The sequence below is a fragment of the Mycolicibacterium duvalii genome, from assembly GCF_010726645.1.
GTDB classification, from domain to species: domain Bacteria; phylum Actinomycetota; class Actinomycetes; order Mycobacteriales; family Mycobacteriaceae; genus Mycobacterium; species Mycobacterium duvalii.
Genome location: NZ_AP022563.1, coordinates 3,285,438 through 3,309,024, shown reverse-complemented (window position 1 = coordinate 3,309,024; position 23,587 = coordinate 3,285,438). Strand labels below are relative to the sequence as shown.

At 65.5% G+C, this 23,587-nt stretch carries 23 protein-coding genes and 4 pseudogenes; 10 read left to right on the top strand and 17 right to left on the bottom strand.

Features of this window, described 5'->3' with window-relative positions; all coding sequences use genetic code 11:
* Nucleotides 1–16: 16 nt before the first annotated feature.
* Complete coding sequence (locus tag G6N31_RS15630; protein WP_308207640.1) at nt 17–1,849, bottom strand: alpha/beta hydrolase; 1,833 nt, start codon at nt 1,847–1,849, stop codon at nt 17–19.
* A gap of 70 nt (nt 1,850–1,919) precedes the next feature.
* Between G6N31_RS15630 and G6N31_RS15625 the strand changes: the two genes are divergently transcribed.
* Nucleotides 1,920–2,189, top strand: coding sequence for a YdeI/OmpD-associated family protein (locus G6N31_RS15625; RefSeq protein ID WP_098002373.1), 270 nt, complete (start codon nt 1,920–1,922; stop codon nt 2,187–2,189).
* Here G6N31_RS15625 and G6N31_RS27210 read toward each other — a convergent pair.
* On the bottom strand, nt 2,186–2,602 hold the full coding sequence (locus tag G6N31_RS27210; protein WP_098002374.1) for a ChaB family protein: 417 nt from the start codon (nt 2,600–2,602) through the stop codon (nt 2,186–2,188). The two genes, G6N31_RS15625 and G6N31_RS27210, sit on opposite strands and share 4 nt — an antisense overlap.
* Nucleotides 2,579–2,729, bottom strand: a pseudogene (locus tag G6N31_RS27500) (IS256 family transposase); the annotation flags it as partial. The gene G6N31_RS27210 and the pseudogene G6N31_RS27500, both read right to left, overlap by 24 nt.
* A 492-nt stretch (nt 2,730–3,221) precedes the next feature.
* Between G6N31_RS27500 and G6N31_RS15610 the strand changes: the two are divergent.
* Entirely contained in the window at nt 3,222–3,650 is a 429-nt protein-coding gene (locus tag G6N31_RS15610) for a nuclear transport factor 2 family protein (protein WP_234794073.1), read from the top strand.
* Between the two features lie 24 nt (nt 3,651–3,674).
* Here the strand turns inward: G6N31_RS15610 and G6N31_RS27860 are convergent.
* The 3 genes and pseudogenes from G6N31_RS27860 to G6N31_RS15600 form a co-directional block, all read right to left on the bottom strand.
* Nucleotides 3,675–3,822, bottom strand: a pseudogene (locus G6N31_RS27860) (IS256 family transposase); the annotation flags it as partial.
* A gap of 80 nt (nt 3,823–3,902) precedes the next feature.
* Nucleotides 3,903–3,998, bottom strand: a pseudogene (locus G6N31_RS15605) (integrase core domain-containing protein); the annotation flags it as partial.
* Nucleotides 3,999–4,055: 57 nt separating this feature from the next.
* Entirely contained in the window at nt 4,056–4,871 is an 816-nt protein-coding gene (locus G6N31_RS15600; protein WP_069412496.1) for a mycofactocin-coupled SDR family oxidoreductase, read from the bottom strand.
* A 951-nt stretch (nt 4,872–5,822) separates the two neighbouring features.
* Here G6N31_RS15600 and G6N31_RS15595 point away from each other — a divergent pair.
* The 4 genes from G6N31_RS15595 to G6N31_RS15580 all read left to right on the top strand — a co-directional run bounded on the left by G6N31_RS15595 (nt 5,823) and on the right by G6N31_RS15580 (nt 10,104).
* Nucleotides 5,823–6,185, top strand: a complete 363-nt coding sequence (locus G6N31_RS15595; RefSeq protein WP_069412705.1) for a DUF4286 family protein — start codon at nt 5,823–5,825, stop codon at nt 6,183–6,185.
* A gap of 97 nt (nt 6,186–6,282) precedes the next feature.
* Nucleotides 6,283–8,490, top strand: a complete 2,208-nt coding sequence (locus G6N31_RS15590; protein WP_069412495.1) for an acyl-CoA dehydrogenase family protein — start codon at nt 6,283–6,285, stop codon at nt 8,488–8,490.
* Between the two features lie 22 nt (nt 8,491–8,512).
* Complete coding sequence (locus tag G6N31_RS15585; protein ID WP_098002293.1) at nt 8,513–9,649, top strand: thiolase C-terminal domain-containing protein; 1,137 nt, start codon at nt 8,513–8,515, stop codon at nt 9,647–9,649.
* A complete protein-coding gene (locus G6N31_RS15580) occupies nt 9,646–10,104 on the top strand; it encodes a Zn-ribbon domain-containing OB-fold protein (RefSeq protein WP_179964190.1) in 459 nt (152 codons plus the stop codon). The genes G6N31_RS15585 and G6N31_RS15580 overlap by 4 nt, the downstream gene beginning before the upstream one ends.
* A gap of 66 nt (nt 10,105–10,170) precedes the next feature.
* Here the strand turns inward: G6N31_RS15580 and G6N31_RS15575 are convergent, their stop codons facing one another.
* On the bottom strand, nt 10,171–10,344 hold the full coding sequence (locus G6N31_RS15575; protein ID WP_234815198.1) for a hypothetical protein: 174 nt from the start codon (nt 10,342–10,344) through the stop codon (nt 10,171–10,173).
* 349 nt (nt 10,345–10,693) lie between these two features.
* Between G6N31_RS15575 and G6N31_RS15570 the strand changes: the two genes are divergently transcribed.
* On the top strand, nt 10,694–11,047 hold the full coding sequence (locus tag G6N31_RS15570) for an Rv1363c family protein (protein ID WP_133117660.1): 354 nt from the start codon (nt 10,694–10,696) through the stop codon (nt 11,045–11,047).
* 460 nt (nt 11,048–11,507) lie between these two features.
* Complete coding sequence (locus tag G6N31_RS27495) at nt 11,508–11,711, top strand: hypothetical protein (protein ID WP_234815199.1); 204 nt, start codon at nt 11,508–11,510, stop codon at nt 11,709–11,711.
* A 22-nt stretch (nt 11,712–11,733) separates the two neighbouring features.
* On the opposite strand, the gene G6N31_RS15560 is transcribed toward G6N31_RS27495, so the two are convergent.
* Complete coding sequence (locus G6N31_RS15560) at nt 11,734–12,351, bottom strand: cysteine hydrolase family protein (protein WP_069412493.1); 618 nt, start codon at nt 12,349–12,351, stop codon at nt 11,734–11,736.
* Between the two features lie 88 nt (nt 12,352–12,439).
* On the opposite strand from G6N31_RS15560, the gene fadD4 reads away from it, so the two are divergent.
* The gene (gene fadD4 / locus G6N31_RS15555) at nt 12,440–13,957 is read left to right on the top strand and encodes a fatty-acid--CoA ligase FadD4 (protein WP_098002296.1); all 1,518 of its coding nucleotides are present in this window, start codon (nt 12,440–12,442) and stop codon (nt 13,955–13,957) included.
* 13 nt (nt 13,958–13,970) lie between these two features.
* Here fadD4 and G6N31_RS15550 read toward each other — a convergent pair whose 3' ends face one another.
* From G6N31_RS15550 to G6N31_RS15540, 3 genes are read right to left on the bottom strand one after another with little or no spacing between them, the layout of a single operon-like run.
* On the bottom strand, nt 13,971–15,128 hold the full coding sequence (locus G6N31_RS15550) for a cytochrome P450 (protein ID WP_098002297.1): 1,158 nt from the start codon (nt 15,126–15,128) through the stop codon (nt 13,971–13,973).
* A gap of 15 nt (nt 15,129–15,143) precedes the next feature.
* Nucleotides 15,144–15,941 (bottom strand): SDR family oxidoreductase, encoded by a 798-nt coding sequence (locus G6N31_RS15545; RefSeq protein ID WP_098002298.1) that lies wholly within the window; start codon nt 15,939–15,941, stop codon nt 15,144–15,146.
* A 13-nt stretch (nt 15,942–15,954) separates the two neighbouring features.
* On the bottom strand, nt 15,955–16,782 hold the full coding sequence (locus tag G6N31_RS15540) for a mycofactocin-coupled SDR family oxidoreductase (protein WP_098002299.1): 828 nt from the start codon (nt 16,780–16,782) through the stop codon (nt 15,955–15,957).
* Between the two features lie 168 nt (nt 16,783–16,950).
* Between G6N31_RS15540 and G6N31_RS15535 the strand changes: the two genes are divergently transcribed.
* Nucleotides 16,951–17,778 (top strand): enoyl-CoA hydratase/isomerase family protein, encoded by an 828-nt coding sequence (locus G6N31_RS15535; RefSeq protein WP_098002300.1) that lies wholly within the window; start codon nt 16,951–16,953, stop codon nt 17,776–17,778.
* 35 nt (nt 17,779–17,813) lie between these two features.
* Here the strand turns inward: G6N31_RS15535 and G6N31_RS15530 are convergent.
* The 6 genes and pseudogenes from G6N31_RS15530 to G6N31_RS15505 all read right to left on the bottom strand — a co-directional run bounded on the left by G6N31_RS15530 (nt 17,814) and on the right by G6N31_RS15505 (nt 23,551).
* A pseudogene (locus G6N31_RS15530) lies at nt 17,814–18,679 on the bottom strand (SAM-dependent methyltransferase).
* Nucleotides 18,680–18,693: 14 nt separating this feature from the next.
* Entirely contained in the window at nt 18,694–19,536 is an 843-nt protein-coding gene (locus tag G6N31_RS15525; RefSeq protein WP_308207641.1) for an acyl-CoA thioesterase, read from the bottom strand.
* A gap of 111 nt (nt 19,537–19,647) precedes the next feature.
* Complete coding sequence (locus G6N31_RS15520) at nt 19,648–20,427, bottom strand: SDR family oxidoreductase (RefSeq protein ID WP_069412485.1); 780 nt, start codon at nt 20,425–20,427, stop codon at nt 19,648–19,650.
* A 13-nt stretch (nt 20,428–20,440) separates the two neighbouring features.
* On the bottom strand, nt 20,441–21,532 hold the full coding sequence (locus G6N31_RS15515; protein ID WP_098002302.1) for an acyl-CoA dehydrogenase family protein: 1,092 nt from the start codon (nt 21,530–21,532) through the stop codon (nt 20,441–20,443).
* Nucleotides 21,529–22,677 (bottom strand): acyl-CoA dehydrogenase family protein, encoded by a 1,149-nt coding sequence (locus tag G6N31_RS15510; RefSeq protein WP_098002303.1) that lies wholly within the window; start codon nt 22,675–22,677, stop codon nt 21,529–21,531. The genes G6N31_RS15515 and G6N31_RS15510 overlap by 4 nt, the downstream gene beginning before the upstream one ends.
* Before the next feature lie 10 nt (nt 22,678–22,687).
* Nucleotides 22,688–23,551, bottom strand: coding sequence for an SDR family oxidoreductase (locus G6N31_RS15505; protein ID WP_098002304.1), 864 nt, complete (start codon nt 23,549–23,551; stop codon nt 22,688–22,690).
* Nucleotides 23,552–23,587 lie beyond the last annotated feature (36 nt).

The following is a 23,587-nucleotide window of genomic DNA, read 5'->3' as shown; positions in this document are numbered from 1 at the left end:
CCGGTTCCATTCGGGGTCATAGATCACCGGCGTCTCGACGTTCATGTGCGGCAACGGAACCCTCTCCGAGGATCGGGACGTCGAGCTGCTGCGGTGTCGACACCGTCAGTTCGGTGCGCGGCTGCGCCAGCAGGCCAAGTTCGCCGAGACGGTCGGGATTGCCGGTGACGATCTCGGTCATGGCGCGCAACGACTCGCTACCGACGGCGTAGTAGTACGAATGGTCGGACGGGTCGATCATGTCCGCACCGGGAACCTCGGCCCGGAACCGCGTCGCACCGAAGTCCTCGAACGCCGGGTCGGCGCCCAGGCCGGCCGTCGGGCCGACCATGTTGCCCAACGAATCGTTGAGTTCGCCCGGCAGCGTGTTGCCCATCTGACCCAGCCAGCCCACCGGGTCGGTGGACGCGTCCCCGATGTAGACCTGCCCGCCGTCGAGGTTGAAGTCCGCGGCGCTGCCCGCCACGTCGGTGCCGGGACTGCCGAGCAGGATCGCGTCGTCGGCACGCATCCCGCTGTTGGCGAACGCGTCGGCGACGGTGGTGGAACCGTAGGAGTGCCCGATCACCGTCACATGCTCGGACACGCCCGCCTCGTGGGTCACACTGAGCCCGTTGACATCCCACGCCAGGGCGTCGCCCCCGGCGCGTGCCAGGCCGGTGTTGGCGATGTTGGGGTCGGTGAAGCTCTCGGGGGTGTCGTAGCCCATCCAGGAGATCACCGCGGTCGGGTCACCGGGATCGGCCTTGAGTGACTGGCCGTACAGATTGATGGCGTCGTTGTGCCCGTCGGACAGCCAGCCGTCGCGGACGCTGGCGCTGGTGCCGGGCACGATGACCGCGGTGTTCGACGCCTTGTCCGGATTGCCGATCGAGACCGCCGCGCGGCCCTTGCCGTCGAAGGCCTGCGGGTCGTAGGCCCACAGCATGGTCGGCCGCCAGTTCCTGTCGTGCCGCTCCTGTGCGCCGATCTCGCTGTAGCGGCGTGACTCTCCGTCGGGCGCGCCGAGCTGATGCAGCAGTCCTTCCTGGGTCCGCTTCGCGTTCTGGTAGCGCGTGACGTCGCCGTCGGTCAGCCCATAGCGGCCCGGATTGCCCACCACCTCGTCGGCCGGGACGTGGTTGCGGGACGCCACGTTCTCCACCCGGTCGAGGTCGTCGTCCATCACCGCGACGTTGACCTGGTCGCGAACCTCGGCGGGAATCCCGTTGAGATTGCCCAGGATCGGTGGATGCTGGTCGATCAGCCCACGGCGCTGATCGTCGGTCAGCGCATTCCACCACGCCGTCACGCCGGCAGGATCGGTGTCCGCCGAGGGGATCTGGATGTTCTGCCCGCCCACGGCCACGGACGGACTCGGGATGTCGACTCCGGCGGCCTGATCGATCGCCGACGCGGTGTTCTCGTCCGGGTCGGTGAACAGCTGCAGCATCTTCTTCAGAAACGCGGTGAACTTGTCGGCCAGGCTGTCCAGAAAGCGCCCGACCAGCCACTGCTGCGGGGTGACCGTCCCGTCGTCGGCGACGGCGAACCCGAACCGGTCCAGCGTCGACACCAGGTCCAGCAGAGCGCCCCGCAACGCGACCATCTGCACACCGCCGTTGCGCAGCGCGGACTCGAGGTGGCGCAGCCGCCGGGCGATCCGGTCCTGCTTGGCGAGGTCTGTGACCCCCTGCGCGACCGCGCCGTTGGCGGCCTGCCCGGTCCAGTGCTCCTGCAGGTGGGCCAGCATCTCTCGTTCGCCGGTGAGGATCGTCTCGAGTTCGCTGCGTCGGCGGCCCAGCGCGTCGGCGGCGTCGACCACCCGGTCGGGATCCGAGTCCCGCACCGTCGACACTGAAACCGACATGGCCCTCCTGTTCCGGTCGCAACGATCGTTCCATATCGAGGGCCGGAGCCTGCGGAGTTACTGTGGGCGGGTGGGCACTCAGGTGATTCCGGGCGGCGTGGTGCACGAACTTCCCGATGATCTGCGCACCGCGCTGACCGGGAACGCGACGGCGCTGGCGGCGTGGCAGGACATCACCCCGCTGGCGCGCAACGAGTTCATCTGCTGGGTCGAGGACGCCAAGCAGCAGAAGACCCGTGAGCGGCGGATCCGCCGCACTCAGGAGGAACTGGAGGAGGGCATGCGCCGGCCGTGCTGCTGGCCGGGTTGCAAGCACCGCGAGCGCAACGGCAAGGCCTAGCGGCTGCGCCGGCTCTCCCGCCGGTTGGCCTTCTTGATCTCCTCGACGAGTTCGTCCTTGGTCATCTTCGACCGGCCGGGGATGTCGAGGCGACGGGCCAGGTCGACGAGGTGCTTCTTGCTCGCGTTGGCGTTGACGCCCTCAGCGGTCTCACCCTTGGCCTGCGGCCCGCCGCTCTCGGCCCGCTCGTCGGACGGCCCGCTCTGATCCTTCCTCTCCCAGTGGTCGCCCACCTTCTCGTAACTGTGCTTGAGCGCGCTGTAGGCGACGCGATGCGCCCGCTCGCCCTCGCCGTATTCCTCGGCGGCGGCGTCGTGCGCCTTGGCGAACGTGCGCTTGGCCTTGTCCTCGGAGCGTTGCAGAGTGCTCGGCAGTTCACTTTCCTTGGCCTTGCCGTAGCCGGCCCCGCACAGGGCGTCGGCCTCCGCGCCCCTCAGGGTGTGGATGAACGTGGCCAGCAGCTCGCAAGACGTCAGGGTGGCAGGTGGTGAGTCGTTCGGCGAGCACAGCAGGCAGGTCGATGTTGTGGGCAGTGGTCATCGCGTTGATTCCCAAGCTCCGAGTGACTTTGGTCGGTCTCTCGAAGAATCACGCGATGACCTTCAATCGCTCGGCTGCGACACGCCGGTACCCCTGATCAGGTCCGACTCGTACACCACTCTGCTGGACGCAAACCAGCAGCCTTGGGTTGATCCGTCACCGGTCGCAATCGGCGGTCTCAGCTCCGGCGGTGGACTGGCTGCGGCGCCGCCGATACATGGGCGGCCCCCAGCGGCCAACGCCCGCCGCACCGTATTGCGGCCCACGTCCATCACCCGGGCATGGTTCTGCAAGACCGTTGCACCGCAGGGTAATTCGCCACCTGCCAGCGTCCAAGACGCATCCACTTCAGCCGTCGCGGACATCAGATCACCCTGGCATTCCGACACCGCCCGGGACTCGACTTACACCGCGGGTAAGGTTCACAGCGTGCGGCTTTGCTTGACTCCGTCTTGAGAGGCGACAAGCAAACGCCTGGAACGAGAGGTAGCAGTGGACGATTACGAAGAGATCAGGCGCGTAATTGCTTTGCACGCTCAGCTGCTCGACGAACGTCGATGGGCCGACCTTGCGGCGTTGTTCTGTGATGACGGTGTGCTGCCATGGGCGGGACAGACGTTTCGCGGGCGAAAGGCGATCATGGAAGGGTTGCCTGCAACGCAACCCTCCACTCCCCACAGGATCAAACATTTCGTCTACGCGCCGGTAATCGACATCTACGAGAACGAGGCTAGAGCCTGGAGCGACGTGATTGTGTCACTGATACCAGAGGACGGGCCGGCAGAGATGTCGTTTGTGGGGCGATATCACGATCACTTGCGCCGAGAGGACGGCCGCTGGCGTCTGTCGAAGCACATCACTGTGAAAACCGGAGATGTACTGCCTGACGGTGAACGGCTGCCCTCGAGGCTATCTGATTAACCGCGGACTCGACCTTGGCATTGGTTAGTTGCCGGTCGGGGTGATCGGGCCGTTATGGGTGATTGCGAACGCGTGGAGCGCAGGCTTCCCCTCATGCCCATCGGTGCCCTACCTCGCCCGGTCGGATCCAGTGCTCGGTGAAGAGATAGAGGCATTTTTTCGCGGCCTGGTCGGGTCGCCACGTCGGTCCGGAGTTGACGTTTTTGACCCGTGCCCGCGAGACGCCCTCACTCGCCGATGCCATCCCAGCGGGCATTCGTCGCGGATGCGGGAGTTCAATGATTCGACGTAGCTGTTGCGCCACGGGTGTCGGGGCGGGATGACGTGCAGGTCAACCTGGCCCGGCATGCATGTTGCTGACACGGCGCTCCCGATGACGGCCCGCCGTGATTCGCGCAGCAGCAATCAACGAACCGCAAAGCCGGCATCAAGGGGCCACGCCGTTCCGGTGATGAACTTGGCTTCATCCGAGACCAGGAAGGCCACCGCGTTCGCCACGTCTTCGGGCGCCAGCACCGGAATCGGCAAGACGTTCTGCATGGCCTCCATCGCGACGTCCCCGGACTCCAGCAGTTTGCCCATCGCTTCGTTCATGACCATGCCGGTCGCCACTCCGGTGGGATGGATGGTGTTCACGCGAATGGAATGCTTGCCCAGATCGTTGGCCCACACCTGCATCAGGCCGACGAGTCCTCGCTTGGCAGCCGAGTAGGCCTGACCGCCGGTCCGGTCGGTGCCGGTGGCCTTGAGTCCGGCACTGGAGCTGGTGATGACGATCGATCCGCCACGTCCACCATCGATCAGGGTGGGGATCGCGGCGTGCACGGTGTTCCACACCCCGATCAGGTTGACGTCGACGATGTCGCGGAACACCTGCCGGTCGTCACCCCCGCTGCCGAGCCGGATGATGCCGGCGTTGGCGATCACGATGTCCAGGCGCCCGAATTCGGCGAGGCCGTCGGACAATGCCGCCTCCACGGCGTCGCCGTCGCGGACATCGGCCTGGCGTGCCACGATGCGTCGGCCCGTATGCTCGACCAGCTTGACCGTCTCGTCCAAATCGGAAGGGGTGGCGTTGGGGTAGTCCATCGACGCGATGTCAGCGCAGATGTCCAGGGCGATGATGTCGGCGCCGTCGGCGGCCAACCGCACCGCATGCGCGCGTCCTTGCCCCCGCGCGGCGCCGGTGATGAAGGCAACCCGACCGTCCAAAACTCCCATGTCCCTCAACCCTTTTCGCTGTTGTATTGCGCGCTCTCGCCCGCCGGGAGTGAGACCCGCGGGCGGGCACCGACGTGCCACCGGGGACCTCCACCAACTCATGGACATCTGCCGTCGGCCCCACGCGGCGGGATACCGACACTATGGCAGCCGAGTGTCAACAGTCAAGAGCGCGACTCGATGATTTCGCCCCGAACCAGTCAGGCACTGCACTGAACGATACAACGGCGATTGGGACTGGTCGTAGGAGTCGTTGTGCTGTCGGCTAATAAACGATCAGCAGTTCAGTGCAGTCTTGGCGACCAACTCCCTACTGTTGTACATCGACGGTGAGCGAACGGCCACGGCAGGCATCCATCGTGTGGTTAACAGGACGTGGTGACAGTTGCCTGTCATACATGTGGGGGAGCCGGGGTAGCGCAAGGCTGGCGACAGGACCAGAACTTGCCGGATGAAGTCCCTCGACGGTGTGATCATGAGAGCCGTTCCCCTACGACCGTCACCGGCGGCGCTTTCCCCGGACACTATGACAGTCTGGTGTCACCCGATTCAACCCGCGGTAGCCATCCTCGCGCCCTACCCTTTCCGACATCGGCGCTGGAATTCTCCTGCCGTGCGGTGGGATTTCGGACTCGGAAGTCGCGGCATGCTGTTGCCGAAACGCTGCGGTGCGAGCTGTCGCGCTGTGGTGGCGCCGGCTGCCGAATATGATTGTCCAACAACATGATTAATCACCGCAGCATTTGCTGGGGGTGAGTGCGCGCACGGCCTCGCCAGCCGCGTCCGAGATGTCCATTCGCGATTGGCATGCCCCCGTGAATTCCCGGTCAACATGGCAGATGCACCTCGAGCAGGCCCGATCGAAAGGCCAGTGCTTGGCAGGACATTGACTGTGACAGTCGTCTGTCATAGTCTCGCATCACTCGAATCCTTTCCCCGAAAGGCGTGTCCGTGGCGGAGAACCTGTTCCTCGTGTTGAGCAACCCCATCGAAGGTCAAGACGACGCCTTCAATTCGTGGTACGACTCCACGCACGTGCCTGAGGTGCTCGAGGTTCCCGGTGTCGTAGCGGCGCAGCGCTACGACCTGTCCGAGATCACGGTGCCCGACGACGAGGACCTCCCCGCACAGCTGCCGCCACCGACGCACCGCTACCTGGTGATCTACGAACTCGATCGTGAGCCCGAGGCCGTGATGGGAGAGTTCCTCAAGCGGGTCATGGCGGGAACGTTGACGCTGGGTGAGACCTTGGACCTGAGCACCGTGTCGTTGACCGGCTGGACCCCCCGCGGCGAACGCCGGGTGGCGACGTGAAGGCCGGGACCCGTGCAACGCGACACGCTTGATGGCGGCATCGCTCGGACCCACGCCCATGACCTTTCCCGTTCGACCCGATGAGTGAGGCCGCATCATGCCCTTGGCGTTAACCGAAGACCACAGTGAGCTCGCCGACGTCGCCAAATCACTGGTGACCGGTCGCGGGGGAACCGCAGCGGCCCGCCGCATCCTGCTCGACCCGGACGACGACGGCCGCTGGTGGCAGAACGACGCCTTGTGGAAGGAGATCGTTTCCACCGGTTGGCTGGGTTTGCACATCGACGAACGCTACGACGGCCAGGGCTATGGACTTCCCGAGCTGACCATCGTGCTCGAACAACTCGGCCGCGCCGCGATCGCGGGGCCGTTCCTGCCGACCGTGGCCGCCTCCGCAGTCATCGCCGAGGTGGGCACCGAGGACCAACGGCAACGCTGGCTCCCGAAGCTGGTGTCGGGCGACGTGGTGGCCGCGATCGGCACGACGAGTAATGCCACGATGAGCGGAGCGGCGGTCGTTGCCGACGCCGTGGCGACCCTAGGGGAGCGGCGCGCCGACATCTTCCTCATCCCGGTCGGGGGGGATCTGGTGCTCATTGAGGCCGGCGACGCGGTGAGCACGACGCGCAGCGACTCCGTCGATCAGGTGATGCGTCCGATTACCGTCGTCACATTGACCGAAGCGCCGGTGGCGGAACGTTTCCCGGGAGCGGCCCGCGGGGCCGTCCAGACGATGCGCCTGCTGGCCGCCGCCGAAGCCACCGGAGGGCTGGCCGCGTGCACCGAGATGGCCAGCATCTATGCGGCCACCCGTGAACAGTTCGGGCGACCGATCGGGTCCTTCCAGGCGATCAAGCATCATTGCGCCAACATGTTGGTGGACACCGAGCTCGCCGTGTCCGCCACCTGGGATGCGGCCCGAGCCCCGGCGTCGGAGGCCGAGTTGGCGGTGACGATGGCGGCGGGCCACGTGTTGCCTGCGTACCAACGTGTCGCATTGAAGAACATCCAGATCCACGGCGGTATCGGGTACACCTGGGAACACGACGCCCACCTCTATGTCCGGCGCGCTACGGTGCTGCTGGCGTTCGCCGGCGGCGAGGACGCGCTCCGCGAAGATGTCGCAGCCCTTCAGATCGGTGGTGCACGCCAAGGCACATCGCTGGGCCTACCACCGGAAGCCGAACAGTACCGGCAGGCGGTCCAGGACTTCCGGGCGGAGCTGGCCAATACCGAGCCCGCCGAGCAGCAGAAGCTGTGGGCTCGCACCGGCTATCTCGTGCCGCACTGGCCGAAACCGTACGGCCGCGCTGCCGGATCCGTCGAGCAGCTGATCATCGAGCAGGAGCTCGACGGCGTGGAGCGCCCCAGCCTGGGACTCGGCGAGTGGATGGTGCCGACGGTGCTTCAGCACGGCAGCCCCGAACAGATCGACCGGTTCATGTGGCCCAGCTTGGAGGGCGAGGTGCGATGGTGCCAGCTGTTCAGTGAACCGGGTGCCGGCTCCGACGCGGCTGCGGTGTCGACGAGAGCCGTCCCCACCGAAGGCGGCTGGATCCTCACCGGTCAGAAAGTGTGGACCAGCGACGCGGTGAACTGCCAGCTCGGGTTGGCCACGGTGCGTACCGACACGAATGTGCCCAAGCACAAAGGCATTACGGCGATGATCATCGATATGTCGGCACCGGGTGTCGAGATCCGGCCGTTGCGGGAGATCACCGGGGAAGCCTTGTTCAACGAGGTGTTCTTCAACGAGGTGTTCGTCGCTGATGATCGCGTGGTCGGCGAGGTCAACAACGGCTGGCGGGTGGCGATGGCAGCGCTTGGCAACGAGCGGGTGTCGATCGGTGGCGGTTCGGTGACCATGGTCGCTGAGGACCTGCTCGATCTGCTGGCTCGTCACCGCCGCGATGATCATCGTCTGGCCGGCGAGGTCGGCGCGCTGCTCATCGAGTCGTACGCCCTGGCGACGGTGAACCTGCGCCAAGCCGCCCGCGCGGTGTTCGAATCCGGACCCGGTATCGAAGGCAACATCGCCAAGCTGTTCGGCGCCGAGCACGCCCAGCGCGTCGCCGAACTGGCACTGCGCATTGCCGGGCCTGCCTTGTTGACCGGACCAGACGGCAACCCGGCCGCCGACGGCGATCCACTGGGCCGGCAGGCCGCCGGAACGGTGGTGCACGACTATCTGTTCAGTCGCTGCCTGACCATCGCTGGCGGCACCTCCGAGGTTGTCAGAAATCTGATCGCCGAACGAATCCTGGGCCTGCCCAGGGACCCAGCCCCCGCGCCGACCACTACCTAACCAAGATGACTGGAGAGATGAAATGACCTGTGCCGTCATCGGAATCGGCCGCACCACCTACTCGAAGAAGTCCGGCCGCACCACCCGCGGCATGGCCGTCGCCGCCTGCCGGGATGCCATCGAAGACGCCGGGCTGACACCTGCCGACATCGACGGAATCTGTACGTTCTCTGCAGGAGACTCCGAGCAGCCGATCTTTGTGGGGTGGGCGCTCGGAATCGACGAGTTGGCATGGGCCAACTCGATGTACGGCGGTGGGAACCTGGTCGCCGACCAGATCGCCACTGCCGCAGCGGTGATCGAAGCCGGGATGTGCAAGGCGGTACTGGTGTATCGCTCGCTCAATGGCCGGTCCGGTTACCGGTTCGGTCATGTCGAGGGTCCGATGCAGGTGCCGCATCACGACCAGTTCGACACCGCATCCGGTTTTATGGTGCCGCCGCAGTGGTTCGCCATGTGGGCCCGCCGCCATCAGCACGAGTACGGCTCCACCTGTGAGGATCTCGGTCACATCGCGATCACTCAGCGCAAACATGCTGGCCCCAATGAGCATGCGCTGCGTCGTGAGCCGCTGTCGATGGACGACTACTTGGCCGCGCGGTGGATCAACGAGCCGTTCCGGGTGCTGGACTGCACGTCCGAGGTCGACGGGGCGGTGGCTATCCTGATCACCGGCGAGGACATCGCGCGCAACGCCAAGCAGGATCCCATGTGGCTGGTCGGATCGTCGAACTCCCAGGGCGGGGCGGGGTGGACAGAGTGGGATGACCCAACCGAGATGTATTCGCGCACGGCGGGTCCTAAAATCTGGGAGAAGACGGGTCTGACGCCGGCCGACATGGATCTGGCCTGCATGTACGACTGCTTCACCTACACGGTGATGGCCACCATGGAAGGCTTCGGTTTCTGCGAGAAGGGCGAGGTGGGCAAGTTCTTCTCCACCGGCCGCGCGACGTACGGCGGCGACGTGGTGGTGAACCCACACGGCGGCCTGTTATCCGAGGGCTACATCCACGGCCTCAACCACCACTACGAAGCCGCCTTGCAGCTGCGCCACGCCGCCGGCGTACGCCAGGTCGACGACGCACAGCTCGCTCTCGTCACTGCCGGCGGCGGTCCTTTCGGCGGTGCCAACGTCTACAGCAGGGAGAAGCCATGACATCAACAGCCGCGGCATCGCCATCGGCCACCAATCCGCAACTGATGCCGCCGATCCCGGTTCCGGACCCGGACTCGGCACCGTATTGGGAGGGTCTCAAGCAGGGCAAGTTGATGCTGTGTCGCTGCGACGACACTGGCAAGTGGATTCATCCCCCGTTGGAACGCAGCCGATATACCGGCGGCCCGGTGCACTTCGAAGAAGTCAGCGGTCGGGGCACCATCTTCAGCTACATCGTGATACGCCAGGCGCTGGTGCCGGGCCGCATACCGCCCTACGTCGTCGGCCTCATCGAACTCGACGAACAGCCAGGCCTGCGTATCAACGCGGTTATCGACGCCGACCCGGCCGACGTCCGCATCGGCCAACCAGTGCAGGCCTGCATTGCGGACCTCGGCGAGAGTGGTTACCGCATACCCGAATTCACCATCCGGCACGAGAGCGACGGGACCTAGCCAGCATGACCGGCATGTGGCCTCAACGGTAGGCGCTTCGACGATTCGTCGGCGGTAGCGAAGCCTCTACTTCAGTACCGCGGGCAGCGCCGCGAACTCCTGGCGGATCAGATCGTCGAGAGCGCGCCCCGGTGCCGACACCCATCGATCAAGGACGCGCTCGACCAGCAGCATACCGATGGCCGCCAGCAGTCGGCACTCGTCGTTGGGTGTCGGCAGATGTCGCCGTTCGGCAATCACCTTCACCACTGTCGCGGCGTTCGCCTCGTGACCGCCGAGTACGGCCCGGCCACCGGCACCTACATGAGCCCGGACGGCAAGGTCTACACCCAGGCCAATTTGGCCAGGGGCGCCTCGAAGGAGTAGACGTAGCAGTCCATGGTGGCATCTCCGGGGAGCTGAAAGCCTCCGGCGCTGACACCACCGAAACGTCGGACGACGAAACATCCTCCGCCGCCGACGTTCTCGACTACGCCGACGCAGTCGGCGCGACGACGACACTGATGACCTCACCGAGGGCCGGACCGAGAAAGAAGCCGGCCGCTGGGTACCGCACCTGCGGCGGGGGCTCGTCGCAGGTTTGGTCACGGTGCTCGCCCTTGGCGCGTTGGCCGGGTGGTTGGGCGTGCACGCCCACGAGGCCAGGCAGTCGACGCAGGCCAACGGGTTGTACCTGCAGGCCGCCCGGCAGGGCGCGGTGAATCTCACCACCATCGACTACCACGAAGCCGACGTTGACATCCAACGCATACTGGACTCCGCTACCGGCACCTTCTACGACGTCTTCGCCCAGAGGTCAACGCCGTTCGTCGACCTCGTCAAACAGACGCAGTCGAAGGCGGTTGGCACGGTGGCCGAGTCCGGGCTGGAGTCGGTCACCGGAGATGAGGCGAAGGCGATCGTTGCGGTAAAAGTGATCACGTCGAATGCCGCTGCGGCATAACAGCAACATCGGCCGCGTACATGGCGGATGCGTTTGACCATGCAGAAAGATTGGACACGACGTGAAGGTCTCGAACGTGGAGTTCGTGCAGTGATCACATTGAAGAGGCGTGGGAGCGTTGGCGTCGCCGACGCGCCACCGGATGGCTCACCTGCGCAGGAGAGCTCCGTTGACGTCGATGCCGTCGCGCCGCTGGGCGATGACGTTCCCGCACCCGATCGCACAGCCGATGTCGACGAGGGGGAACAGAAGCTGCCGGCCACCGAGACACGTCGCACCGCCTGGCGTCGGATACTCGTGTACGGCGTACTGCCCGGTCTGGCGCTGATACTGGCGATGGCGGGGGGGCTACTTCAAGTGGCAGTACTCCTCTGTGCATGATTCGCAGACCGCGGCCGCCGAATCTCTCTAGGCGGCCAAGGATTCCACCAACGCACTGCTGTCCTACAACCCCGACACCGTGGATCGGGACCTGAGTGCGGCACCGACCATTCCGGCGGCGGTGTCGGTGTCCGCCGACGCCGATCACGCCGTCGTGCTCGTCTTCGTGAGCCAGGCCGTCACGATCGGAAAGGACAATCCAAGCGTGAGCGTGTCCAGTGTTCGCGTGAGTCTCGATAAGATTGACAACCGTTGGCTGATCTCTGGATTCGATCCGGTCTGATCTGTCGAGGGCCGGGTGGGCGTTACACCGGCGATGGAGCAGGAGTCCATTCCTCGATCAACTTGTCGACGGTGGTCAGCCGACCGAGTACGGCAATCGTGTTGTTCAGCACCTGCTCCGCGTACTCGACCGGGGTTCCTCCGACGGCGTCGCGGGGTACGACGAGCTCGAAGCCGGCTTGGGTGGCGTGCCCGGCGGTGTGGGTGATGGCCAGATTCAACGACACGCCCACCAGAACGATCGTGGTGATGCCAAGGCCCTTCAGTACCGGCAGCAGTTCCGAGTCCACCGTGGGAAACAGGCCGTGATGACGGGGGAGTACGAGATCATGCTCGCCCAACAACTCTGGAACGACGGAGGTTTCAGCTGTGCCAGGCTTCCAATGCGCTGTCGCCGGGCCGAGCGCGCGCCACAGCCAGGCGGTACCTGTCGGCTGGCCGCCAAAGTTGCCCTCATAGGTGGCATGCACCACTCGGGCACCGAACTCGCGCGCGGATTCGAGCAGGCGGCGCACGTTGCTCACAAGGTCGGCGCTGTCGGCGGCCAACGCCGGCAAGACCGATTCCGGCCCCAGCACGCCGTTCTGGCATTCGACGCAGACGACGGCGGTGGTTTCGGGGTTCCAAATGGTACGGGGCATGCTACTAGACTAGACGACTTGGGGACGCGGTAAAACCCTACCCGCGAACAGGATTGGTACCGAGAAGCTTACGAGCAAGGAGAGTGGCATGCAGATCCGTGACCATGTCGACGTGGACAAGCCAGCCATCATTCTGGCCCGAGCGGGCACCGAGATCGGCTTCGCTGAACTCGAGGAACGGGCCAATCGGCTCGCTCATTTCTGGCGGGCCGCCGGCCTGCGTGAGGGCGATACCGTGGCGGTGGTCATGGAGAACAACGAACACATTCACGCGGTGATGTGGGCGGCTCGACGCAGTGGTCTGTATTACGCGCTGATCAACACCCACCTGACCGCGGCCGAGGCGGCGTACATCGTCGAGAACAGTGGCGCCAAGGCGGTGGTCGGTTCGTGTGCCATGCGCGCGGTGTGCGAAGGCCTCGGAACCCATCTTTCTGCCGGACTGCCCGACGTGTTGCTGATGGCCGACGACGACCTCGCCGGCTGGACGCGCTATCCGGAATGTGTTGCCGACCAACCGTCGACGCCGATCCCCGACGAGACCGAGGGCGACCTTCTGCAGTACTCCTCGGGTACCACCGGACGGCCCAAGGGGATCCGCCGAGAGCTTCCGCATCTGCCGCCGGCGAAGGCGCACAACATATTGATGCCACTGCTTGATGCCGTTGGAATCACCGGTGACTCTGTGTACTTGAGTCCGGCGCCGTTGTACCATACCGCACCGTCGTTTTGGTCGATGGCGGTGCAGTCATTGGGCGGCACCACCGTGGTCATGGAGAAGTTCGACCCCGAGGCCGCGCTGGAGTGTATTCAGCGATACGGCGTCACGCACGGCCAGTTCGTTCCGGCAATGCTCGTTCGGATGCTCAAACTGCCTGAAGGAGTCCGACATTCGTATGACATCTCGAGCCTGAAGCGGGTAGTCCACGCCGCAGCCCCCTGCCCGATCGACATCAAGAAGCAGATGATCCAGTGGTGGGGGCCGATCATCGACGAGTACTACGCCTCGTCGGAAGCCGTGGGTGCGTCCTTCATCCGCGCGGAGGACTGGCTGAACCATCCGGGTTCGGTGGGCCGTCCGCTGGTCGGAGTGCCGCACATCCTCGACGGGGACGGCCGCGAGTTGCCGCCCGGACAGGCGGGCGAAATCTATTACGAGGGTGGCTATTCCTTCACTTACCTCAAGGATGAGGCGAAAACGTCGGCTGCGCGCAATGCACACGGCTGGGCGACGGTGGGCGACATTGGGTATCTCGATGACCACGGCTACCTATATCTCACCGACCGCAGACACCACATGATCATCTCGGGCGGCGTGAACATCTACCCGCAGGAAGCCGAGGATCTGCTGATCACCCATCCCAAGGTGCTCGACGCCGCGGTGTTCGGCATCCCGGACGACGAGATGGGGCAGTCGGTCAAGGGGGTGGTTCAGCTGGTCGATCCTGCCGACGCCACCGACGCATTCGCGACAGAGCTGCTCGACTGGCTTCGGAAGCGATTGGCGCACTACAAGTGTCCGCGCTCGATCTCGTTCGAGGCGCAGTTGCCACGCACCGATGCCGGCAAGCTCTACAAGCAGCAGCTCGTCGTCAAGTACTCCTAGACGGTGTAACCCGTCACCCCAGCCGTAGCGGGAGCCGCGCCAACCCGAAGGTGTTCGCCGGGAACACGATCTCAGGGGTGAAGCCGGGCTCGAGCGAGAAGTCCGGGATGCGATGTAGCCACTCGCCGATGATCAGGTTCATCTCCATGCGGGCAAGATGCGAACCGAGGCACCGGTGCGGCCCGCCGCCGAATCCCCAGTGCCGGTGCACCTTTCCATCCATCACCACGTCGTTCGTTGAGATCGAATCGCTGTCGTCGCGGTTGATCGCACCGATGCACAGCCGAACCTGGGTGTTCGGGGGCAAGGTGATGTCGCCGATGGTGACCTCGGCGGTGGTGACCCGCGGCACCATCGGCGCGGGCGGCTCGAGTCGGACGATCTCCTCGACGAACACGCTCATCTGGCTGGGGTCGTCGCGCAGCGTGGCACGCAACTCCGGATTGCGAGCGAGTTCGAGAAGTGCGGCGGTCATGGCCGCGGTGACGGTATCCAGTCCGGCCAGCACGAACAGGTAGCTCAAGCCGATCGCCTCGGCATCGTCGAGGGCGTCGTCACCAGTGAGCAACTGCGACAAGATGTCTGGACCCGGGTTGGCGCGTCGCTCGTTGATCGCCTCAGTCAGATAGGCGAACAGTTCGAGTGCTGGTGTGAGATCGGCGCCCTCGAGCGACGGTGCATCAGCCAGCGCGATGACGGAGTCCTTCCACGCGACAAGTCGGTCGCGATCCTCCAGCGGCAGCCCGAAGAGGGTGAGGAAGACCTGCGAGGGATAGGGGATGGCGATGTCGGCCACCACTTCGCATTCGCTCTTGGCGGCGACCGCGTCGATGATGTCGATCGCCTGCTTCTGTAGCGAGGGCAACATCTGCGACAGCGTGTGCGGGCTGAAAAACGGTTGCAACATCTTGCGGAATCGGGTGTGCTCCGGCGGGTCGAACGCGATGGGGACCAGGGGCAGCGGGCTGCCGAGGACGTCGAATGCCTTCTTCGAGGAGAACAAGCCGGGGTCCCGCAGTGCGGACAGCACGTCGTCGCGGTGGGTCAGATAGAACCAGCCGTCGACGAAGACGACCCGGCCCGCATCGCGCAGAGCCGCCCACCCGGCGTTGCGGTCGGCGGCCATAGGCAGTCCGGCGAAGGCCAGCTCTGGGGCACCCAGGGTTTCCATTCGTTCTCCTCGTCGTCAGAACGCCGAGCGGTGCAAGCCACCGTCGACTTCGATCCAGCTGCCGGTGATGTATCCGGCCGGCTCGGAACACAAATATGTGATGAGAGACGCGATTTCGCTCGGCCGTCCCATGCGGGCCGCAGGGACGCGGGCCTGGTTCAGCATGAACTCCCGGCGCTCTTCATCGGAACTGGTGCCGAGGTGGTTCTGCAGATAGTCGAGCGCGTTCTGCGTCTCGATCCAACCCGGTGCGACGGTGTTGACCGTAATGCCGTATCTGGCGTACTCGTCGGAGACCGTCTTGAGCATGCCGACGGTCGACGGTCGACTGGTGTTGGCAACCGCATGATGAATGTTGCCCGCCGGTTCCTTCGCGGTGGCCGAGCCGACGTGGACGAATCGCCCCCAGCCGGCCTTCTTCATCGCCGGCAGCACTGCATGAAGGAGCAGAATCTGGCTCATGGTGTGCATCTCGAAGGACTCGCGGTAGAGATTCACGTCGGTGATGTCGGCGAAGTCTCCCGGGCGCTGATACTTGGCCTGACCGACCACTATCAGCGGCGGACCGTGTGCGGCTGAGGTCTCGCGGACGGCGGCGGTGAGCTGCTCGGGATCACTGACGTCGCCGGTGACGCCGATCGCCGTGCCGCCACCATCCCGGATGGCCTCGACCGCGGCGTCGACGTCGGTTTTGGTCCGCGCGAGCACCGCCACCCGCGCACCCTCGTCGGCGAGCTGCTTGGCGACCTCGAAGCCGATTCCCTTACTGCCGCCGACGACCAGCGCCGAGCGGTCCGCTATTCCGTACTGCATCGGGTGTCGTCGCCTAGCGCTTGACGTCCATCCCGGCGTCTACCTTCAACAAGCTCCCGGTGAACGAGCGACCCGCGTCGCTGATCAAGAACAGGATCGCGTTGCTGACATCGCGTGGTTCGATCATCGGGAAGTCCGGCAGCGCGGTCGACATCGCGTTGACCAGGTGCGGGTTCTCCTCGATCACCTTGAAGAGTGCCGGATTCTCGGTGATCATCGGTGTCGAGCAATTGGTCGGCGCCACGGCGTTGACGCGAATGCGGTCGGCGGCGAGCATGAGTGCGTAGGCGCGCACCAGGCCGGTGATCGCGAGCTTCGACGTGAGATAGGCATCGGTGCCACCGCGTCCGTCGGTGAGATCAAGCAACGCGATCATGGAACTGGTCGCAATCAGGTTGCCGCCCTGGCCGCGCTCCTTGATGTGTGGGATGGCGACCTGGAAGGTGTTCCACACCCCGATCAGCATGATGTCGAGGCCCAGTCGCAGCGCTTCGGAGGCGTCGCGCTCGTCTGCATTGGTGAGCACCACACCGGCGTTGGCGATGACGGTGTCGATGTGGCCAAACCGCTCCACTCCAGCGTCGAAAACCTTCTGCAGTGCGGCCATGTCGCGGACGTCGGCCTTCTCGAACAGCATTTCCTGCCCGGTCTTCTCGACCAGGCGAGCGGTCTCCTCGAGATCGTCGTAGGTGCCGAGCTTGTAGGGCACGACGTCGAGGTCCTCGCAGATGTCGACTCCGACAATGTTGGCGCCCTGTTCGGCACACATCACCGCGTGCGAACGGCCCTGCCCGCGGGCGGCGCCAGTGATGAAGACGACCCGGCCGTCGAGTGAACCCATCGATTTTCCTCCATTGAGATCGCTGTTTTCCGCGCCCGGCGCGGCGGTGCGGGCATGCCTAAGTGACGTGCGCCATTCCGTGGATGCTACGCCGGGAAGTTGGAATCCTTCAACTATTTGGCTAATTTGATGCTGACGGAACACTCAAAGCTCTGGAAGGGATTTCAGATGTCCGACAGCCCCAACGGCGGTCCGCGCCCACCCGACGGCGACTGGCTCGGCACCCCGTTTCTCACGTTCACACGAGAGGGGGCGTTCGCGATCTGCACCTTGGATCGACCGCAGGCACGCAACGCGATGACTCCGGCCATGTACTTCGGCATCCGCTACGCAATCAGTCGGGTCAACGCGGATCCTGACCTGGCGGGACTGCTCATCACCGGCACCGGTGACGTCTTCGCGCCCGGCGGCGACCTCGGTCAAGCGGCAGAGGACAACTGGATGGACTTCGCCTCCACCATGGGCATGGACGTGACGCCCTTCGACGTGTTGCGGCAGTCTCCGAAGCCGGTCGTGTCGGCGGTCAACGGGCTGTGTCAGGGCGGCGGCCTGCAGATCGCGATGTGCAGCGATCTCGCCGTGGTCAGCGACCGGGCCACCTTCCGCGTGCCCGAGCTGTTCCGCGGCATCGCAGACACCTACTACAGCCAGGTGCTGGCGCGGATGATCGGCCCGGTCCGCACAAAGGACCTGATGTTCACCGGACGGACGTTGAACGCCCAAGAGGCGGTGGAGTGGGGCATGGTCGCCAGGGTGGTTCCCCACGACGAACTGCTCGACACCGCGAAAGAGCTTCTGGCACAAAGCTGCCGGACTGCTCCAGCGGCCCGCGGGGTAATCAAGGCCAGCCTGGACAACTACCTGGGCCTGTACGACCGGATCGGCATGCAGACCAGCCTGTTCGGTCCGGAGGCGCGCGAAGGCTTCCGGGCGTTCAAGCAGAAGAACTCACCGGACTGGGTGCATCCGGAACTTCAGGTCGAGGGACGGCTCTGAGCCCGGAACCGCGTGCCAGCCACGGTGATTGCCAGTCAGATTAACCGCGCGTCAACGAAGACGCTCTGCGGAACGCCGTCGTCCAGATCGCTTGGCACGGACCGGCCATTGCGGGCCAGCAGGTCGGCCGCGCTGACGCCGGACGCCCGCCAACCGTGGGCGGTGAGCCAATCGACAACCTCGGTGCGCTCCTCCTCGTAAAGGAGATTGCCAGACGCAGCGATGTCCTCCCGGCCCAGCTTGGCCGCGGCTTCGCGATATAGCTGGATTTGTTCCTCGCGTCGCGCAAAACTCTCCGCGCTGAAGAACTCGTTGTTGAACGCCTCCACCGCCGCCCGACTGCCGGCTGCGCTCAGATCCGTGATCCGCTCGAAGAGCACGTCCTGCGCACTGGCGGTCAGATACGGCAGCATGCCCTCGGCGGACCAGGCGGTCGGGGTGGCGGGATCGAAGCCGGCCGCGCGCAGGGCGGCCGGCCAATCGTTGCGCAGGTCGACCGGAACGCCGACGTAGGTTGCTGCTGGTGAAACCCCGTGCGCCTCGAGCGCGGACAACTTGAAGTCCAGGACCTTCGGCTGATCGATCTCGTAGACCACACTGCCGGCAGGCCAGTCCAACCGCCAGCCATCATCGCCTGCATCCGCTCTTTGAAGCGGGGATTGATCTCGACCAGTTCGGCGGGCAGTTCCTCTGGGCGCAGATACATGGTCCAGACACCGTTTCCCGCAGCCTCGAGGAACATCTGCGCGTACGGATCTCGGATCAGCGGATTCTCGCTGTTGGTCTCCGCGGCCCGGCCGGCCGCAACACCCAGCGCGGTCGCGCCCACGCTCTGGGTGATGTCCCACGTGTCGTTTCCGCTCTTGCCATGGTCGCCCTCCGCCGGCTTCGTCCGCCCAATCTTATAGTGGCTAACTATCTGGGCGCAGGGAAGTAGACCTCCTGGACAGCGGTACACACCAAGTGCCCGCTTTTGTTGTAGATTGCGCCCGCCGCTAGCGCACGACCGTCGGCCCCAGTGGGTGAGGTTTGTTCGTAGAAGAGCCAGTCCGAGAAGTCGGCAGGCCGGTGGAACCACACGGTGTGATCGAGCAGCGCCGATATGTCGTACTGCGACTTGCGCATTGGCCCCAACGTGGCCTCGACCGGTGTGAGGGCGCTTTGAAGCGTGAGTACGCAACTGTTGGTGACGGGGTCGACCGGGAGGGCACCCCTGGCCCGTAGCCAGATCCGGCTCACCGGTCGCGCTGGTTCATCTGAATCCATGGCGACGCGCGGAGGCGGGTCGACGTAGCGGACGTCGAACGGACGCTCATCGGCCCACCAGCCGCCGAACTCCTCGGCGTAGGGTGCCAGTTGCTCTTCAATCGGAATCAAGGATTCGGGCGGCGGCGCGTAGGGCATTTCGCGCTGGTAGGTGGCGGAGTCGGCGCCGCCGGTGAACGAGGCGAGGCCCTCCATCAGCACCTCACCGCCTTGGGTGGCGACGATCCGGCGAGCCGAGAACGTGCCGCCGTCATGCAGGCGAGAGACCGCGAATCGGACCGGCCGGCGTGCATCCCCGCGGCGCAGGAAATAGACGTGCACGCTGTGCGGTGGGCGCCCCTCCACGGTGCGACTGGCGGCCATCAGCGCCTGTGCGGCGATTTGGCCACCGACGATGTGGTGATTGGGCGGATCGGGTTGGGTGCCCTCGAAGGTGTCGGGTTCCAGCACCGTCAGCTCAAACAGGTTCAACACATCCGAAAGCGTCCCCACCAACCGACCCCAATCTTCGTGCCTTCGCGGCGCCTCAGCGCGCCTGCCGACGATCGGACGGACGGTCTGGCTGCCGGGCGCCAGCCAGACCGTGACGTCGTCGGTTCCGAATTATTTCGGGGTGAAGCGCTGCGCCCCGTCGAGGCGCATGACCTCACCGTTGACGTAGGTGTTGGTCAGCAGGAACGCCGCCGCATCGGCATATTCGTCGGGTGCGCCGAGCCGCTTCGGGAACGGGATGTTGGCGGCGAACTTGGCGATCGCTTCTTCTCCGACGGACTCCATGATCGGAGTCTTCATCGTTCCGGGGGCGATCGTGTTGACCCGGATTCCCACGGAGCTCAGGTCGCGGGCAGCTGCGATCGTCAAACCGATGACGCCGGCTTTTGCTGCGGCATAAGCAGTTTGCCCGATCTGACCTTCGTACCCGGCCACCGAAGCGGTCATCACGATGGCACCCCGTTCGCCGTTGTCGAGGGGTTCGGCGCCGGCGACAGCGGCTGCAACCAGGCGGGTCAAGTTGTAGGTGCCGTTGAGATAGAGGTTGATGGTCTTGTCGAATGCCGTCATGTCGGCCGGGCTGCCGTCGCGCTGCACGATCCGTTGCGCCACGCCGAAGCCGCCGTGCGCGACGACCGCGTAGCGCAACTGGCCGAGCTGCTGGGCCTGCTCGATAGTGGCAAGGACGCTGTCGTCGCTCGTCACGTCGGTGCTGACGAACAACGCCCGCGACCCGAGTTCGTCTGCGAGCGCCTTGCCCCTGTCCGCGGCGAGATCGGCGATCACGACGCCGAGCCCGTCGGCGTGGAGGCGGCGTACCGTCGCCTCTCCCAGGCCGCCGGCACCGCCGCTGACGATGGCCGAGGCGCCGTCGAATTGTTGCACAGTCACGTGTTCTCCCTTATCAATTGGTGTTTTCGAGTTGGGCCAGATCGCCCGCTATCAGGTCCCACGGATCCTCCGCGGCCAGCGCCAGCCGACCCAGACGGCGAGCGAAGTTGTTGGTGGTGCCATAGTCGGAGCTCCAGCTCTGGGCCCGCAACGTGAACAGCCACAGCGGATGCTCACTGGTGACACCGATCGCACCGTGCAGCTGATGTGCAGTGGTGGTGACAGGACCGATGGCACGGCCGACCGCGACCTTGGCGACGGCGACGGCATAGTCGGTGTAGGGGGAGTCGAAGCCGTGTTCGGTGGCCGCAGCGACTGCCAGTTCGACTGCGGCGCGGGCCCTTTCGATCTCACCCGCCATTCCGGCGAGCGATTGCTGGACGGATTGAAACGCGGTCAGGGCGCGGCCGAACTGCACCCGTTGGCGGGTGTACTCGACGGTCAGCGTCGCGGCGGCGTCGAGTGCTCCGACGATCTGGACACATCGTGACCATGCGCCGCGGCGGATGAGTTCGTCCTCCGCTGTTGTCGCCACGGCTCGCAATTGGGCGGCAGGCACGTCGAATTCGATCGAATCGCGGGGTTCTCCCGCCAGATTGTGATTCTCGTGCGCGATGGTGGACGCCGGGTCGAGCACACCGACCCGCAGGCCGCCGCGCCCGCGGACCGCGAGCACCGTGGTGCATGCCCGCGCCCAGGGCACGTCCCTCGCGGTGCCGGTGATGCGCGTGCCGTCTGTCTCGGCATCAGCGACCGCCACGGTCAGTGGCCCGCCGGGCAGCTCGACGCCCGCGAGTTGACCGAGCCATCCTGCGAGTGCGTCGGTTTCGGCCAAGGGGACCGCGCCGGCATGCCGCGCCACGCCATAGAGCGCTATCGCCAGCTCCGACGGCCCGGCGCCCATGTCGGGGGTGCTCGTGAGCCTGGCCAGTCCGGTCGCCTCGAGGTTGTCCCACAGTTCGGCGTCGAACACGTCGGGGATGCCGCGGCGGCCCAGCCCGGCGTCATAGGAACGCCGCCCGAGATCGTCGACGAGCCCGCGGAGTTCGGCGTCGCTGTCCCCGGTGTCCTTCGTGGCGAACACGCCGCCGATGAGCGCACTCACCGCAACCCCATTCCTCGAGCAACCACGCCGCGCAGCACCTCGTTGGTGCCGCCGCGCAGGGTGAACATGGGCTTGTGCAGCCAAGCGGTGTTCAGCATCGCCTCCAGCTCCTGGTTCGGCGGTGAGTCCTCCAGTAGGTCGGCGGCCAACTCGACCGACTCGGTTTCGAAGCGGGTGCCGAGGTCCTTGACCAGTGCCGCCTGATTCGCTGCATCGCCGCCCTCGCTGAGGGTGCGGGCCACCGACAATGACAGCTGTCGCAGCGAGATCAGTTGCGCCATCAGATGTCCGATTTCGCCCGCCGTGCGATCGTCTGCCTCGAGACCGGAGCTGAGCGCGCGGATCGCGGCAAGCAGTAGCGGTCCGGTGGACAGGATGCGTTCGGGCCCGCTGCGTTCGAACGACAACTCGGATGTGACCTGGTGCCACCCGTTGCCGATCTCGCCGAGGACATCCGCGTCGGAAACGAAGACCGAATCCAAGATCACCTCGTTGAAGTGATGAGCACCAGACATCAGCAGGACCGGTTCCACGCGCACCCCGTCGGCATCGCAGGGCACGAGGAACTGGCTGAACCCTGCGTGTCGATGTTGAGGATCCGGCGGACTTGTGCGTGCCAGGACGACTACCTGATGCGCGTGGTGTGCCCCGCTGGTCCACACCTTCGTGCCGGACAGCAGCCAGCCGCCGTCGGCCCGTGTTGCCTTGGTCGATACGGCCGCTAGATCAGATCCCGCGCCGTGCTCGCTCATGCCGATCGATGAGTAGAACCGGCCCGCCGCGATCTGGGGCAATAGCCGTTCGCGCTGCTCTTCTGTGCCGTGGCTCAGCAGGCCCGGCGCGACCTGTCGGTCGGCCGTCCAATGCGCCGCGACGGGCGCACCCGCTGCGATGAGTTCTTCGGCCACCACGTAGCGGTGCAGATGCCCGAGTTCGTGGCCGCCGTATCGCTTGGGGATGGTCAGTCCGACGAATCCGGCATCCCCCAGCCGCGCCGAGAATGCCTCGTCCCAGCCGGCCAGCCATGAATCGACGCCGGGTCGCCAACCGAACTCGGCTCGGTCGGACCGCAGGAAGTCCCGCACGGCGAAGCGCAGCTTGGCCAACTCGGGCTCACGGGCGGTCAACGCATCGAACGAATTCAAGCGATGTCTCCTAGATGGTCGGCAACGTGGCTGACGGAAGGTAGAAGTTGGGCGTCAGGTCCTCTTCGCGTGCGGCCAGTCGGTATTCCGACAGATCGTGGACGCCCTCCTCGCGCAGGATGCCCTCGTCGGTGTAGAAGTGGCCAGTGCAGGCCGCCGCGGGCCGGGTAACCAGGGCGTGCACAGCATCGGCCATGATCTGCGGGCTGCGGGCCTGCGCGCGCACGACGGCCTCGCCCATCGCGACCACCATCCCCGTGCTGGCGACGGTGGTGGCCGGCCACACCGAATTCACGGCGATGGGCACAGAGGCGAATTCCTCGGCCCAGCCGAGGGTGAGCAGGCTTTCGGCGTACTTGCCGACCGTGTGGCCGACGTGGGCACCCACCCACCTGGGGTTCATGTCCAGTGGGGGAGCGACGTTGACGATGTGCGCGTTCGCCGACTTGCGGAGGTGGGACAGCGCGGCGTGCACAACCGCGTACGGGCCCTCGACATTGACCCCCAGAAGTCGGCGCAGGTTCTTCGGCGGCAACGTCTCGGTCGACCGCAGATCGAGCGCGCCCGCGTTGTTGATCACGACATCGATGCCGCCGAACGTGTCGGCAACCGAGGCGATCGCCGCCGCCACCGCGTCCGCGTCACGCACGTCACACGCCACCGACAGAGCCCGACCGCCCGCACGTTGCACGGCGTCCGCCGTCTCTGCGAGGGTGCCCGCGATCTTGGGGTTGGGGGTTTCGGTCTTGGCCAGCAGCGCAACGGCCGCGCCGTCTCGGGCCGCTCGGACAGCGATAGCGGCGCCGATGCCGCGGCTGGCGCCGGTCACCACGACGACGCGATCCCGCAGGGTTCGGGGATCCGGACTGTTCACAGTGTGGTTGACCCTTCCGCTTTCGCTCGGCTGCGC

Bases quoted from the DNA above. Each gene is read 5' to 3' on its own strand.
- G6N31_RS15630 (WP_308207640.1), bottom strand. From the start codon at position 1,849: ATGTCGGTTTCAGTGTCGACGGTGCGGGACTCGGATCCCGACCGGGTG.
- G6N31_RS15600 (WP_069412496.1), bottom strand. From the start codon at position 4,871: ATGGGAGTTTTGGACGGTCGGGTTGCCTTCATCACCGGCGCCGCGCGG.
- G6N31_RS15590 (WP_069412495.1), top strand. From the start codon at position 6,283: ATGCCCTTGGCGTTAACCGAAGACCACAGTGAGCTCGCCGACGTCGCC.
- G6N31_RS15585 (WP_098002293.1), top strand. From the start codon at position 8,513: ATGACCTGTGCCGTCATCGGAATCGGCCGCACCACCTACTCGAAGAAG.
- G6N31_RS15580 (WP_179964190.1), top strand. From the start codon at position 9,646: ATGACATCAACAGCCGCGGCATCGCCATCGGCCACCAATCCGCAACTG.
- G6N31_RS15560 (WP_069412493.1), bottom strand. From the start codon at position 12,351: ATGCCCCGTACCATTTGGAACCCCGAAACCACCGCCGTCGTCTGCGTC.
- fadD4 (WP_098002296.1), top strand. From the start codon at position 12,440: ATGCAGATCCGTGACCATGTCGACGTGGACAAGCCAGCCATCATTCTG.
- G6N31_RS15550 (WP_098002297.1), bottom strand. From the start codon at position 15,128: ATGGAAACCCTGGGTGCCCCAGAGCTGGCCTTCGCCGGACTGCCTATG.
- G6N31_RS15545 (WP_098002298.1), bottom strand. From the start codon at position 15,941: ATGCAGTACGGAATAGCGGACCGCTCGGCGCTGGTCGTCGGCGGCAGT.
- G6N31_RS15540 (WP_098002299.1), bottom strand. From the start codon at position 16,782: ATGGGTTCACTCGACGGCCGGGTCGTCTTCATCACTGGCGCCGCCCGC.
- G6N31_RS15535 (WP_098002300.1), top strand. From the start codon at position 16,951: ATGTCCGACAGCCCCAACGGCGGTCCGCGCCCACCCGACGGCGACTGG.